The sequence below is a fragment of the Lactobacillus sp. IBH004 genome, from assembly GCF_026185255.2.
Classification (GTDB): Bacteria; Bacillota; Bacilli; order Lactobacillales; family Lactobacillaceae; genus Lactobacillus; species Lactobacillus melliventris.
The window spans coordinates 739,704-753,960 of sequence record NZ_CP110217.2 but is presented as its reverse complement, the minus strand read 5'-3'; the positions used below and the strand labels follow the sequence as shown (position 1 = coordinate 753,960).

Sequence of the window (14,257 nt, the reverse complement as noted above, 5' to 3'; positions counted from 1 at the left end):
GGGCTTCTTGCTATCTTTTTTGTTTTACGTAAAGTTATCATTCTTAATAGACAATTTAATAGCTAGCTATTAGAATTTAAGGATAAAAGGGGTAATTACAATGAAAATTAACAAAAAATTGTTTATTAGCTTAGTAGCTGGAATATTGACAACAGCATCAATAGCAGCTACTACGACTAATATTGATCAAGCTCAAACTACTACGTCAAATGTAAATTCTGAGCAAGGCAAGCTAAACTTAAATCATAAGACTCGTGTTTATAACAAAAAGGGTAAGAAAAAATATTCTTATCTTAAAACGAATGGGCTGCTAAAAAAGGGTGCTTTAGTAAGATACGTTGGCAAAATTAAAGTCTTATCTGATCCAAATATTAAGCGTTATTCGTTTAGTGACGAAGATATGAACTGGTATTATCTACCATATAGGACAATTAAGGGGAAGCAATACTACAATATCGATCATGGTGGGTATATTAAAGCTGTGAATGTTGACAGTATCAATGGAAATAGACTAGTTACTAATTATGTTACTGTTACAATAGCTTCCTGGCCGTTTTCTTCTGATAAAGATTTTACAAAAGCCAGACTTGTTAATAATAAAGGTGAATTTACCGATAAATATGTTAAAAAAGGAACGAAACTGGTAGTTGATCGTTTTAGTAATAGAGAAGAGTTAGCGGGTACGAATAAAATTGATATGCTTGATAATGGTGTAGTTCTAGAAGTATACCGCATAAAAAACAATAAAAACTTGTTTGTTTTAAGAGACGACCTTAAAACACCGCCTCGTCAAAGTCTAATACCGTATACCAATATTATGACTGTAAAATTTGTGAATGACGCATATCTTTATAATACAAAAGGAGAATTGGGAGACGAATCAAGATTTAGACCTGGTGATACGGTTTCGGTTACAAGTTTAAGATATATATGGGTTCCAGAAGATAAAAAAGCAGAGCTGTTTTATGAAGTTTTAGATTCACCTTCATCAGTGTTAAACTGTAATTTTGTAAAGGTTTCTTCTGCTAAATATATTTTTGGTAAACATTTAAAGCCAGTGAATACAGCAGCTGATGTCACGCCAGCCAACATAGAAAAAGATGTAAAAGAATAATACAAATATTTTTGAGTAAAGTTTGTATAATAAGACCCCAAAATAGAAGTCAATTTTGGGGTCTTATTATTATTTACCTGCTTTTTAACTCAAAAATGCAATGGGTTTATTTTACTTACACGCCCATTTCCTTTTCAACTACATCAGTTATTCTCTTCACATAGGCATCAGTTTCCTCTTGGGTTGGTCCTTCAGCCATTACACGCAAAAGTGACTGTGTTCCGGAAGGTCGCACTAATACTCTACCATCGTCACCCATATCGTTTTCAACCTCTTTTATTACATCTAAAATAGGTTGATGTTCTTTCCAGGAGTTCTTATCTTTTACCGGAACATTTACCAGACACTGTGGATATTCTTTAAAATCAGTTAGTAACTCAGTTAGAGTTTTGCCAGTTCTTTTCATCACTAACATCAAATGTAAACCTGTTAGCATTCCGTCACCGGTATTATGATAATCACTCATAATCACGTGACCCGATTGTTCTCCACCTAAATTATAGCCATGCGCACGCATTTCTTCTGAAACATAGCGGTCGCCTACCTGAGTCCGGACATTTTTAATGCCACGCCTTTGCAAAGCTTTAGTGAATCCGAGATTACTCATTACAGTGGTAACGATTGTATCTTTTTTCAAACGACCACCATCTTCCATATAGCTGCCGAGTATATACATAATGTGGTCGCCATCAACTTCATGACCATTTTCATCGACAGCGATACAACGATCAGCATCACCGTCAAATGCAAGACCAAGTTGTGCGCCCTGTTTCACTACTTCTTCCTGCAGTTTTTCAGTATGAGTGGCTCCAACGTGATCATTAATGTTAAGACCATCGGGATGAATGGCAATAGTAGTGAAGTCAACACCGCAATCAGCAAATAACCGAGAAATTAGGCTGCTGGCGGCACCATTTGCACCATCAATAACAACCTTAATACCACTAAGGTCTTCAGGAATAGTATTTTCAATAAATTGTAAATATTTGGCACTACCTTCATGAAAATCGGTAACAGAACCCAATCCTTTGGCAGAAGGTCGAGGTAAACTATCTTCAGGGGCATCAATCAATTTTTCAATTTCGCCTTCCATTTCGTCCGACAATTTCAAACCATCGCTGCCAAAGAACTTAATACCATTGTCTTCCACAGGATTATGGGAAGCAGAGATTTGAACACCTGCATCAGCGCCTTGAGCACGAACTAGATACGATAATCCCGGTGTAGTAATTACACCTACCTCCAAGACCTCAATTCCAACAGAAAGAAGTCCCGATATTAAGGCATATTCCAACATCTGGCCAGAAATCCTGGTATCACGAGAAACCAAAACTTTGGCCTGTTCTTCTTTAGACTTGTTTTTAGTTAAGACGTAACCACCGTCTCGCCCTAGTTTAAATGCCAATTCAGGAGATAAATCTTGATTAGCCACCCCACGAACACCATCAGTGCCAAAATATTTTAACATTACTAAACAACCTTTCTTTCTTATTTATCAACATTTTGTGTGTCTTTTGTATTTTCTACCTTTATATCAACATTGATTTGCCTTGGATTCGATTTAACTACACCGTCAGGTAAATTGAAAGTAATAGTTTTGGTAGCAGAAACATTAACAGAACCTAAATCAATGGGAACTTTCAAGCGCTTAACTTTCGCCAGAGCATCTTCATTGCCATATAAAGTTACATATTTAGTTTTAGCAGTCAATGAGTAAATTTTATTTGTTTTTTCATGTTCAGGCTCAAGCTGAACTTTTACTACTTTTTTTGCCGTTGTAATAGGTATTGTTACTTTAGCAGTTGCAGGATCAATTATTACATTCAACTGTCTGCCCTTATTATCTACTGCAATCAGGTTTACCTGGCGCTCATAAGTGTGATCAATACCATTAGGTAAAACCACCCTGGCAACGATCTGATCGATTTGATCAACTTCTGAGCGAGCCCCAGTTACCTCCACCTGTTGTGGATAAACACTGGAATGACCTCTCTGATAACCGGGGGCTACAGCACCCTTATTATACTCTATTTGTACAGGCATTGTAGTTGACTTACGTCGCTGAATGTCAACAGTAATATTTCGCGGCTTGACTGAATAAGAAATTTGCTTATTAATGCCATTAATGTGAATTTTGACATTATGCTTACCAATGCTTTTTTTCGTCAAGTCAATGTAAGCTCTAAAATTTTGGGTATTGATCGTAGAAGTAACAAGTGCCGTAGACCCTTCCAAAGTAACACTAACTCTTTCGGGGTAGCCTACAACGTAATACTTATCCGTATCAACTGAAACCTGCAAAGGTACTTTGATAGTTTCAGTCTTATTAGCAGTTTGCTTTGTCTTTTCAGTTTGTCCCTGAGATAAAAATCCTTCTTGGGTGGAATTGACATAAATAACTAATAAAACTGCAATTAAAAGGGAAACCAGCCTGATAAACCAAGATTTTTTCCAAAACTCTTTCATCGGTCAGCACCCCATTTCCATATTTTACGGATAATTTTTTGATACCATTTATCATTATCATTTTTCTTTGGTACCAATTCAGCAGTAAGATATTTTAGATATTCATCCCGAGTCATATCGACCATAAAGCGACCGTTACGGGTAATTGTTACCCCACCTGTTTCCTCCGACACAACGACGGTAATTGCATCTGTCACTTCGGAAATCCCTACAGCAGCCCGGTGACGGGTTCCCAATCTTTTAGGAATCATACTATTATCTGAAAGTGGTAAATAAGCTGCTGCCACTGCAATTTTGTGATCCTTGTTAATAATCACGGCACCATCGTGTAATGGAGTATTAGGAATAAAAATGTTAATTAATAATTCTCCTGTAACATCGGCGTTAAGCTTAATCCCAGTTTCAATATAATCTTCCAGGCCAGTTTCTTGCTGGATAGTAATGAGTGCCCCAATCCTTCTTTTTGACATATATTGAATAGCTTTGTCAATTTCATTAATAAACTTAATTGATTCGCTTCGAGCACTGTCCTCGCGACCGCCAAAAATTGGCAGGCGTCCTAAATGTTCGAGACCACGTCTAATTTCTGGTTGAAAAATCACAATAATTCCAACTACAGACCAAGAAACAATTTGGTCAATCAGCCAAGTCGTGGTATGTAGTTGCAGTATCCCTGCAATAATACGCACGATAAAAATCAGCACAATTCCCTTGGCTAATTGGACAGCCTTAGTTCCCCTGATTAAAATAACTAAGTGATAAACTACAAACCAGATAATCAGGACATCAAGAATCGTAGATAAGTTGCCCCAAGTAAAAATATGTGCTCCGCTAGTTTGCATAAATACTCCTTTCTCTAATGTGTGAACATAATAATTGTAGCAGTTTATTCATCAGGTTCGCCAATTATTCTAACTTCAGTTTGCAAATCCAAACCAAATTGAGACTTAATTTTTGCCTGTATCAGATGAATTAAATTGAGGTAATCAGTCGCAGTAGCATTACCCTTATTTACAATAAATCCGGCGTGCTTGGTGGAATCTTGAGCGCCACCAATTTGCTTACCTTGTAATCCTGCCTTAATAATCATTGGACCAACATAGTGACCGGCCGGTCGTTTAAAAACACTGCCACATGAGGGGTATTCAAGCGGCTGTTTATATTTACGCAAAGCATTAAGATAATTCATATCTGCTAAAATACGACTTTTGGCAGATCTTTTTAATGCAAAAACAGCCTCTATAACGATATCACCATTATCCTGAACTAATGAATGTCTATAAGAAAAATTCATTTCAGACAAAAAATATTGCTTTATTTTTCCCTTCCGCGTCATCACCTTGACACTTTGAATAACGTTACTAGTTTCACCTCCATAAGCACCAGCGTTCATGAAAACTGCACCACCAACACTTCCTGGTATCCCAGCTGCGAATTCTAACCCACTTAGGCCGTGATGTGCAGCTGTAAAAGCCGTATCCACAATAGTGGCTCCTGCTTGAGCAACAACTTGATTACCTTCAACCTTAATTTGGTTCATCGCGGTTAATATTAAAACCAGACCTGAAATACCACCATCACGTATAATTAGGTTAGAAGCATTGCCTATTACAGTTAAGGGAATCTGGTTATCATAAGCAGCAAGGACTAAATCTCTTAATTCACTTTCACTGTGAGGAAAAGCAAGTAATTCAGCTGGACCTCCTGTTTTCGTAAATGTGTATTTACTAAGTGGAACCTGTTTTTTTATTTCTAAACCTTTTTTGGTTAAATCTGATAACTTCAAAACCAAAATCCCCTTTTATCTAATCTTTTTCTATTTTACCTCATTCAGTTAAGAGCTTCATCATATGTTATACTAAAATTAAAATTTAAAGGAGATAACATGAATTTTATTGCGATGGATTTCGAAACAGCCAACAGACATCCTGAAAGTGCCTGCTCTTTGGCCTTGGTAATGGTTCGCAACAACCAAATTGTAGATCGCTTTTATACGGTAATTAATCCGCAAATGCCTTTTGATGCACGCAATATTCAAATCCACGATATCACTGCAGAAGACGTTAAGGATGCCCCGACTATGGCTGAAGTCTGGCCTAAAATTAAGGCACTTTATCAGCCTGGGATGTTGGTTACAGCGCACAATGCTCGGTTCGATACTAATGTAATGCGGCAAAGCTTAGCTCGCTATGATATTCCTGAACCGCATTATTTCGTCATCGATACCTTGCAGACCAGCAAATTATTTGAACCCAAGCTACCTAATCATAAACTGGATACAGTTTCTAAAGCTCTTAATGTGGAATTATGGCACCATCATAATGCTCTTAGCGATAGTGAGGCCTGTGCAGGTATTTTGATAGCACAAAATGAAAAATATGGAGACGAGGCTCTCAAAGGTTTGGTCTACCAAATATAAGCAAAAAAGCAGGGTTTAAAAACCCTACTTTTTAGGCTAGTAGCTGCAAAATATTTTTGACCCATTGTTTATATCTTTCACCCTTTGCCTCAAATTCAACTACTCGTTTAGTTGAAGACCAACTATCATCTACTCTTTTAATGGTCAGTTGTAAAAATTGCTCAGGAAGTTCTTTTTGAATTACGTCTGGCCATTCAATTACCACTATTCCCGGTTCAGACAAATAGTTAGTCAAATCGATGGAAGATAAATCATCATTTTCTAAGCGATAAAAATCCATATGAAATAATGGCAGCTTGGCTTCAGGATATTCCCTCACAATAGTAAAAGTGGGACTTTTTACTGGGCGTTTAATTCCTAGAGCCCTGCCAATTCCTTGAGTTAAAGTCGTTTTACCAGCTCCGAGATCGCCATTTAGCAATAATAAGTCATGTGCCTGGGCAGTCTGAGCAATAGCTGCACCAAGCTCCTGCATTTTCTGAGCAGAATCAATACTAAGCTTCATTGTTTTCATCCCTTAATAACGCCTGCGCAGCAGTTAAAATTGCGATATTATAAACGTCCTGTGTACTGGCACCGCGTGACAGGTCGTTAACAGGTTTCTGTAATCCCTGCAAAATAGGACCAATAGCTGCAAAATTGCCCAAACGCTGAGCAATTTTATAGGAAATATTACCAGATTGCAGTTCAGGAAATATGAAGATATTTGCTTGGCCCTTTATTGCGGAATCAGGAGCCTTTTTAGCCGCCACAGCCGGCACAAAAGCGGCATCGAATTGCAGTTCGCCATCTGCTGGAATTTCAGGGTGCTCTTTATGAAAAAGCGCAGCGGCTTTCTTAACTTTGGTAACCATATCGCCTTTAGCTGAACCTTTAGTTGAAAAACTCAAAAATGCAACTTTAGGATTTATATCAATCATTTGTGCGGTTTGAACTGATTGGTATGCAATTTCCTCCAATGTTGCACTATCTGGTTCTAAATTGATAGCACAGTCTGCAAAAATATATTTCTCATCTCGGCGTTCCATAATGAAACTGCCAGAAACGCGTTTCATCCCTTCAGTTGTATGAATCAATTGTAGAGCAGGTCTAACCGTTTCAGCGGTTGAATGAGTTGCTCCAGATACCATGCCATCGGCCAGACCCATTTCCACCAACATAGTACCAAAATAATTGGGCTCATTTAATATTTCAGCAATATCAGCCTGCGGGACATTTTTTCTACGTGCCTTTATAAAGCTTTGTACCATCGCCTTTTTGCTTTTATAGTGAATCGGATCAACTATTGCTAATTCGTTAAAAGCTAAATTGTTTTTGCGGATTGTATTAGTTATTACTCCGGCATTACCTAATAAAATAGGTTTAATAATATTTGCCAGGGATAACTGACTGGCTGCTTTTAAAATACGTAAGTCGTTTCCCTCCGGAAAAACTATTTGATATACTTTTTTCGAATTTTGCACCTTATTTTTTAATAGATCAAAAACGCTCATTTATCTCCTACCTATGCTAAATCTGCTTGCGTAACCTTTGGGGGTAATTGCCAATCAATTGGGGTTTCGTCAAAATTTTTCAACGCTTCATTACACCGTGAAAATGGTCTTGAACCAAAGAATCCCCTATCAGCTGAATACGGACTTGGATGAGCTGATTTAATCACAAAATTTTTGTCTTGGTCAATTAAAACGATTTTGTTTTGAGCAAAGCGCCCCCACAAAATAAAGACTACTTTACCACGATCACTCAAAGCTTTGATAGCGGCATCGGTCACGGCTTCCCAACCCTTTCCCTGATGACCGTTAGCATGACCGTAAGGAACTGTCAAAACAGCATTTAACAATAATACTCCCTGATCTGCCCATTTTTTTAAGTAACCGTGATTAACTGGACGGCAACCAACATCATCATATAATTCTTTATAAATATTTTGAAGGGAAGGAGGCAATTTCACTCCCGGATTAACCGCAAAACTCATTCCAGTTGCCTGACCAGGATTGTGATATGGATCTTGTCCTAAAATCACAACTTTTGTATTTGCAAACGAGGTTAGTTTGAAAGCAGTAAAAATATGATACATATCAGGATAAATTTTCTTTGTAGCATATTCTGTTTTTAAAAATTCATGTAATTGCTGATATTCTTTGCTTTCGAAAATGGGAGCCAATATTTCATCCCAGTCGTTACCAATAAACTTTTTCATTACTTCAACAGGCCTCTCTTTCACTAACTTTTATGGTATCATGAAATTAATTATCGATGTGGTGAAATTTAATACATTTTAGCTCTTTTTATTATCTAAAATTATAAAGTAAGAATTTCTTCATATATGGTAATATGGTAGATAAAGAAATGATCTGTAACTAGGAGGAGTTAATTATCTGTGATTAAATTAGTAGCTTGTGATTTAGACGGAACCCTGTTTAACAGCGATATAAGAATTTCAGACGAAAACGTGTCTGCAATTCGCGCAGCACAAAGAAATGGAATTGAATTTTTAGTAGCTACGGGGCGTGCACCACGGCAATCACGGAAAACTATTAGAGATTATGGTTTAAAAACGGGTTTTATTAATATCAATGGTGCATTAGTATATGACGCGAATGATGATTTGCAGATTAAGCATAAATTGCCTAATGAGAAGGCACGTATAATCGCAAACATTCTTGAACAAAACAATATTTATTTTGAATTGGTTACCGCTGAACAAATATATTCAAGTGATATCAGTAAACGTGTGGTTAACTTGGCTCGTGCACTAATGACTCTGAATCCAGGAGTAACTTTTAAAAAAGCAGTTGCAACAGCAGCTGGTAGTAATGCTATGTTTAGCATGACCTTGGAAAAAAACTTTGACAAATTGTTAACTAACCCTAAAACCGAAATTATGAAAATAATTGCCTTTGATGCACACGGACCTGCTGCTTTTACCAAAGTTAAAAAAGAAATCAAGGGTGTAGACGGTGTTGTTGTGACATCAAGCTCTGCAGCTAACATTGAGATTAATGATATTAAAGCGCAGAAAGGCCCTGCCCTTTTAGATTATGCCAGAAAAAAGGGTATTAAAAGAGAGGAAGTAGCCGCAATTGGGGATAATCTCAATGATGCCAGTATGATTAGGGATGCCGGCGTAGGAGTAGCTATGGCAAATGCAGTACCCACTATTAAGAAATTAGCACAAGTCCGGACTAAATCAAACAATGATAATGGAGTTGCTTATATTTTAAGGAAATTTATTAAAAATAACGCAAAAGAATAGAGGTGCTTAAATGCGCTACTTATTGGAATTAACTCAGAAACAGGAATATGGTCAAATACCTGTCGCAAATGAAGAAGACCAAATTGAATATATTATTCAAGGTAATTTAGATAATCCTAATCACACCCTGTACTTAAAAAGGTTTACCGGCAAAGAAATAGGACGGCTGTACACTGATGGTAATGGCATTATTTCTTCTTACACCATTGATGTGGTTAATCATTCTTTGGTCAAAGTTAAAAGGTTAAACAATAAGGTAGCTAACCTTTTCTATGTTACTCGTTTAAACTACATAGTTACTGGCAGTATAAAAAAAGGAAGTTATAAATTTCTTTTTGGGCTAAAAAAAGTTGCTACTGTTAAGACTGTTGTTCGCAATGAGGGTGTCGTTTTAATTTGCGATATTGATCGTCCTGAAGACGTACCCTTTATATTATTATGCGCCACGCTTTTTACTCAATGGCACACTACTCCGCTACGACTGCCAACTTTTCCACCCGTTGGTCGTAAATATAATGTTAATTTTAATTAAAAAGGCGCTACTTGCATGATAGCTTAGCTAAACTGCTAGTAACGCTTTTTTTAGGCTAGTCTACAAAATATTATTTTAATAGCAAATTTTTGAAGGAAAAGCTAGCAACTTCTGCACTTCGATGTGAAACAACAATTACGCTTTCCACCCTATTTAATAATTTTTGCAATAAATTTTGTGCTGTTTTCAAGTCAATACTGGAAAAGCTCTCATCCAGTAAAATTAATTTACCCTTAGTATCGATTAGTCTAGCTAACGCAATACGTTGAGTTTGACCGCCAGATAAGGAATTATAATGCCAATTTTCATTAACTTCAAAATCTTGTTTTACCCTATCTAGACTTGCTTTATTATAGTTTCGTCCCAGCAAGATATTATAATTAATACTGCGAGGAAACACTGTCACTGTCTGGGGCAGATAGATAATTATTGAGTTTATTACGTTACGGGGTATAACAGTAACATTGATCCCATTTAGTAAAATTTCGCCTTTAGTAGGAGTAAGTTGACCTGTTGCCAATTTAAGTAACGTGGATTTACCCCGGCCAGAAATCCCATTTAATTTATAAAAATCACCTTTTTTAAAGACATAAGAAAAATTATGCAGGATTTTTTCTTTTGCATTAGGATATGAAAAGGTGACATTTTTAAATTCCAGTGACTGAAACTCCATTGAAAAATTAGTTTTAACAAAATTATCATTTTCACTTTCCTCTTGTCCTTTCAGCTCATTAAATTTAGCAAAAATACTGGAAGTAGAAAGCAATTGTGCAAAGTAACGATTAATAATTCCGGCAGAGTCAAAAACTTTAGTAGCTAATTCAGCAGTGGACAAAATAGCACCTGCACTAATTTTTCCTTGAAAATGAAGAAGTCCTGTAATACCTAGAATAAGAAGTTGACTACCAATATTGATTACACCTGTAATAATATCCACAGCAGAACGTCTGACAGTGTTATGTACATTTGCCTGCTTTAAACTTTGTGATCCCGTCGCGACTAACTTCTTGATTTCACCCAAAGCGTTAAAAGCGTATAGAGTATCATAACCGTGTAAACCGCTACTAGTAAATTTTAAAAAATTTTCGTTAGCCTGAGAAATTTTAGTAACCCCTGCTGTCAGAAATCTTTTGCAGAAACGCGGGACTAATATAATCACTAAAACTAATAAAATAGCTGCAAGAAATAGAATATTGCTATAAAGGTATAAAGCTATTAACGCAAAAATTGCATTACCACTAAAACGTACTATTAGAAAAAAGGTATTCAGACCTTCTTTTTGAATTAAATTGACATCATTTTGCAGGTAAGACTCATAATAATCCACTGGATTTTGTTTAAATTCATTTTGAGAAAGTTTAATTAGACTAGTAACAATGTCATTGCGAATATTGCTAAGAATATCTTGTATAACTGTTTCTTGAATATAACTTTCCAGAAAAGAAATAAGAAACGTGAGAAACCAAAGTAAAAAGATCACTACCAACATGCTAACAAAAGGCCTAATTTTGCCGGCAATTAAATAATTTGCCAGTACGGCCATTTTGGTAGCAGCCAAAACTTGCAATACAGAATTTACTAAAAGTAATAGACAAGATGTGATAACTGCAAATGCATGTTTTTTGAGATAATGATACACTTTGGCCCTCCTTTATTAGTTCACATGGCAGTAAAATAATTTCAGCAAAAGCTTTAATTATTTTTTAATTTATTAGTAATATTAACAAATTAAATTATGCTAAACAAGATATAATTGTAATTGTTCCAAATTTAACTTCTAATCAATAATAAAAACACTCCTAAAATTACTAATTAGTTTTAAGAGCGTTTATCGTGGCAAGGCTTAAATGCGTTTTTCATATGCCAGTTTTTCTTTTTCAAAACTTAACAATTGATCATCAAAATGATCAATTTTATAATCAAGATAATTAACTGTTTTTTTAATATTTATAATTTCCTTATTCAGCTGGCTTCGTTGCACAATTAGCAAATGTTTCCGTATTTTTGCAGTTGAAGAGTCTTTCATATATAAATTGACAAACTTTTTTAATTTTTTGATAGACATACCTGCTTTACGTAAAACCATAATGTAAAAAACCCAGTTTTGTTCTTTTGTGTCATACACGCGATAGCCATTTTTGTCTCTTTTAACAGTAGGTATCAGCTTTTCTTTTTCCCAGTAACGTAAGGTATCTTTAGATAAGCTAAATTTTTTACTGATTTCGTTTATTGTCAAAATTCGTTTTCCTTTAATCTACGTTTCTAATTAAATCATGAATATTTTTCACTGATGCTAGATCACGATGATCAAAAAACTGACTTTCATTTTTATCCAGATTTTTTATTTGTGCCATTTCTGCTTGATTTAATTCAAAGTCAAAAATTTTACTGTTTTCTACCAAGCGATCGTGATGAATTGATTTTGGAATGACTACTATTCCTCTTTGAACTAACCAGCGTAAGATAACTTGACCAGTTGTTTTATGATGATCTGCAGCTATTTGCCTAATTAGTGAATTAGTAAACATATGATGCTTTCCTTCCGCGAAAGGTGCCCAAGCTTCGGGTTGAATTTTATTTTCTTGGAGGAAAGAAACTTCTTTTGCTTCTTGCATCCAAGGATTAATTTCAATTTGGTCAACAACAGGACGGATATCATTATACAAACTTAAATCGAGAACACGGTCTGGTGAAAAATTAGAAACTCCAATTGCTCTGATAATTCCGGCCTTATATGCTTCTTCCATTGCACGCCAGGAACCATAAACATCACCATAAGGCTGGTGTATTAGATACAGATCTAAATAATCAAGCTGTAATTTTCTTAGAGAAGTGGTAATTGCCCGTTTGGTTGCATCATAACCTGTATCAGATACCCACAATTTAGTGGTGATAAACAAATCGGTTCTATCAACTCCACTGTTTTTAATGGCCTTTCCTACAGCCTCTTCATTACCATATGATGAAGCTGTGTCAATTAGACGATATCCTATTCGGATTGCATCCTCAACTACATTTTCAGCCATAGTCAGGTCAGTTATTTGAAAAACGCCTATACCTAGAGTAGGCATTGATATACCATTATTTAGTGTTGTTTCTATCATTTTGGTACTCCTTTATCATTTTGAAATAAAGTGTATACCTTAGAGTTAGCTCCATAGCAAGGATTTTTCTAATACTGAGCTTGATTCCTATTCTTGCAGTTTTTTAACTATTAAATTTGCTAATAGGTTATATCCTTCTTTTCCAAAATGTAAGCCGTCATCCAATTGCCCTTTACAGAGTGTTGTTAAATTGCCATGATCAATCATAGCTTGGAATAGATTAATAAAATTTAAATTGTAGGTTTCTGCTAACTTAATCAGCTCAGCAGTATAAACAGTAATTTCACGGTTGGTCCGCTTATTTTGCCTATTTTGATCAACAGCAGGCGGGGAAATCAAAATTACATTTTGAGGATAATATAAACAAATTATGCTAGATATAATAAGAGCCATGTTTCTCTTGAATTGAGCGATAGGTACCCGCTTGTGTTTTGCTATATCGTTTGTTCCCAAAAGCAATACCAACTTATCGCAGCGTCCAACTTTTAGGATCAAATCTGGCAATAATGCATAAAAAGCTCCCGAATTTACTCCAGAAACTGCAGTATTGACAATCTCAACATCTGATATTTTTGCTTTTATTGCATTATTAATACGAGGTAGTTTTAAACCTTCTTTGCGAGCAATAATGCTATCTCCTGTTAATAATAGTTTCACTTTTTCTCCTTTTTAAAACTAAAAACTGTAATCACAATTAGTTGCGACTACAGTTTCAATAATTAACGTGGGTTAACTTTTCTATATTTCATATCTTTAAATTCAAATGCACTATACTTATTTGTTATAGATTTTGTTTTAAAAAATTGGTTAGTTACTAAACCATTTTCTGGATTACTTTGAAATAAAACTTTATGTTTTTTACCAGCTATTTTTTCAGTCTTAACTGTGAAAGCATTTCCGTTTTTAATTGTTTTTTCCTGTACCGGACTTAGTATGATCCACTTACTCCCATACATTTTTTTACTAGATACTCGTAAATATTTTGCTAAAACGCTCTGATTTTTCTCTTGCCAAGCTGAAGACATTTCCCAAGGATATTTCTTTGTGCCTTTGACCATTCCGACTTTAATTACTTTAAAATAATCATTAGTTAACGGCATATTGATCGCAGACGCATGAATACTCATTGGGTTGGGAGTAAAATTGTTATTGCTATACCATTTGCCACGCCAGGTTTTGGGAAATCTAAATTGTTTTGCAAAACCATATTTATTTTTATTGGTTTTCTTAGCTTGCACTGTTTTCGGTTGAACACTTGCAAGTGGCACTGTCATAGGTATAGCTAGGCCTGCTAATGCAAATATAGTAATAATTTTTTTAGCCATTTTTCTCTCCTGTAAAACAATATTGTGTTTTTATTTATAGT

At 35.5% G+C, this 14,257-nt stretch carries 16 protein-coding genes; 4 read left to right on the top strand and 12 right to left on the bottom strand.

Annotation, left to right across the window (positions count from 1 at the left end; translation table 11 throughout):
* Positions 1-100 precede the first annotated feature (100 nt).
* On the top strand, positions 101-1,114 hold the full coding sequence (locus LDX54_RS03840) for an SLAP domain-containing protein (protein WP_265666817.1): 1,014 nt from the start codon (positions 101-103) through the stop codon (positions 1,112-1,114).
* A gap of 115 nt (positions 1,115-1,229) precedes the next feature.
* On the opposite strand, the gene glmM is transcribed toward LDX54_RS03840, so the two are convergent.
* From glmM to murB, 4 genes are read right to left on the bottom strand one after another with little or no spacing between them, the layout of a single operon-like run.
* Positions 1,230-2,582: a phosphoglucosamine mutase gene (glmM, locus tag LDX54_RS03835; RefSeq protein WP_122037440.1), complete on the bottom strand. Its 1,353-nt coding sequence runs from the start codon at positions 2,580-2,582 to the stop codon at positions 1,230-1,232.
* Positions 2,583-2,602: 20 nt separating this feature from the next.
* Positions 2,603-3,580: a CdaR family protein gene (locus tag LDX54_RS03830; RefSeq protein WP_122037439.1), complete on the bottom strand. Its 978-nt coding sequence runs from the start codon at positions 3,578-3,580 to the stop codon at positions 2,603-2,605.
* Complete coding sequence (cdaA, locus tag LDX54_RS03825) at positions 3,577-4,422, bottom strand: diadenylate cyclase CdaA (RefSeq protein ID WP_046324641.1); 846 nt, start codon at positions 4,420-4,422, stop codon at positions 3,577-3,579. Before cdaA ends, LDX54_RS03830 begins: the two co-directional genes overlap by 4 nt.
* A gap of 44 nt (positions 4,423-4,466) precedes the next feature.
* The gene (gene murB / locus LDX54_RS03820) at positions 4,467-5,366 is read right to left on the bottom strand and encodes a UDP-N-acetylmuramate dehydrogenase (RefSeq protein WP_265666818.1); all 900 of its coding nucleotides are present in this window, start codon (positions 5,364-5,366) and stop codon (positions 4,467-4,469) included.
* A gap of 99 nt (positions 5,367-5,465) precedes the next feature.
* Between murB and LDX54_RS03815 the strand changes: the two genes are divergently transcribed.
* Positions 5,466-5,999, top strand: coding sequence for a 3'-5' exonuclease (locus LDX54_RS03815; RefSeq protein ID WP_046324639.1), 534 nt, complete (start codon positions 5,466-5,468; stop codon positions 5,997-5,999).
* A gap of 31 nt (positions 6,000-6,030) precedes the next feature.
* Here the strand turns inward: LDX54_RS03815 and tsaE are convergent, their stop codons facing one another.
* From tsaE to LDX54_RS03800, 3 genes are read right to left on the bottom strand one after another with little or no spacing between them, the layout of a single operon-like run.
* Positions 6,031-6,504 (bottom strand): tRNA (adenosine(37)-N6)-threonylcarbamoyltransferase complex ATPase subunit type 1 TsaE, encoded by a 474-nt coding sequence (gene tsaE / locus LDX54_RS03810; protein WP_174794332.1) that lies wholly within the window; start codon positions 6,502-6,504, stop codon positions 6,031-6,033.
* The gene (gene pta / locus LDX54_RS03805; RefSeq protein WP_265666819.1) at positions 6,494-7,492 is read right to left on the bottom strand and encodes a phosphate acetyltransferase; all 999 of its coding nucleotides are present in this window, start codon (positions 7,490-7,492) and stop codon (positions 6,494-6,496) included. The genes tsaE and pta overlap by 11 nt, the downstream gene beginning before the upstream one ends.
* 11 nt (positions 7,493-7,503) lie before the next feature.
* The gene (locus tag LDX54_RS03800) at positions 7,504-8,199 is read right to left on the bottom strand and encodes a uracil-DNA glycosylase (protein WP_265666820.1); all 696 of its coding nucleotides are present in this window, start codon (positions 8,197-8,199) and stop codon (positions 7,504-7,506) included.
* Positions 8,200-8,379: 180 nt separating this feature from the next.
* On the opposite strand from LDX54_RS03800, the gene LDX54_RS03795 reads away from it, so the two are divergent.
* Together LDX54_RS03795 and LDX54_RS03790 are read left to right on the top strand one after the other, a co-directional pair.
* The gene (locus LDX54_RS03795; RefSeq protein ID WP_265666821.1) at positions 8,380-9,255 is read left to right on the top strand and encodes a Cof-type HAD-IIB family hydrolase; all 876 of its coding nucleotides are present in this window, start codon (positions 8,380-8,382) and stop codon (positions 9,253-9,255) included.
* Between the two features lie 10 nt (positions 9,256-9,265).
* On the top strand, positions 9,266-9,787 hold the full coding sequence (locus LDX54_RS03790) for a hypothetical protein (protein ID WP_158593805.1): 522 nt from the start codon (positions 9,266-9,268) through the stop codon (positions 9,785-9,787).
* A gap of 70 nt (positions 9,788-9,857) precedes the next feature.
* On the opposite strand, the gene LDX54_RS03785 is transcribed toward LDX54_RS03790, so the two are convergent.
* From LDX54_RS03785 to LDX54_RS03765, 5 genes are all read right to left on the bottom strand, one after another.
* A complete protein-coding gene (locus LDX54_RS03785; protein ID WP_265666822.1) occupies positions 9,858-11,426 on the bottom strand; it encodes an ABC transporter ATP-binding protein in 1,569 nt (522 codons plus the stop codon).
* Between the two features lie 204 nt (positions 11,427-11,630).
* Positions 11,631-12,023, bottom strand: a complete 393-nt coding sequence (locus tag LDX54_RS03780) for a MerR family transcriptional regulator (protein ID WP_265666823.1) — start codon at positions 12,021-12,023, stop codon at positions 11,631-11,633.
* Positions 12,024-12,036: 13 nt separating this feature from the next.
* Positions 12,037-12,891 carry an aldo/keto reductase gene (locus LDX54_RS03775; protein ID WP_265666824.1) on the bottom strand — a complete coding sequence of 285 codons (855 nt, stop codon included), beginning with the start codon at positions 12,889-12,891 and terminating at the stop codon, positions 12,037-12,039.
* A gap of 87 nt (positions 12,892-12,978) precedes the next feature.
* The gene (locus LDX54_RS03770; RefSeq protein WP_265666825.1) at positions 12,979-13,548 is read right to left on the bottom strand and encodes a GDSL-type esterase/lipase family protein; all 570 of its coding nucleotides are present in this window, start codon (positions 13,546-13,548) and stop codon (positions 12,979-12,981) included.
* Between the two features lie 62 nt (positions 13,549-13,610).
* Positions 13,611-14,216: a hypothetical protein gene (locus LDX54_RS03765; protein WP_265666826.1), complete on the bottom strand. Its 606-nt coding sequence runs from the start codon at positions 14,214-14,216 to the stop codon at positions 13,611-13,613.
* Between the last annotated feature and the right edge of the window lie 41 nt (positions 14,217-14,257).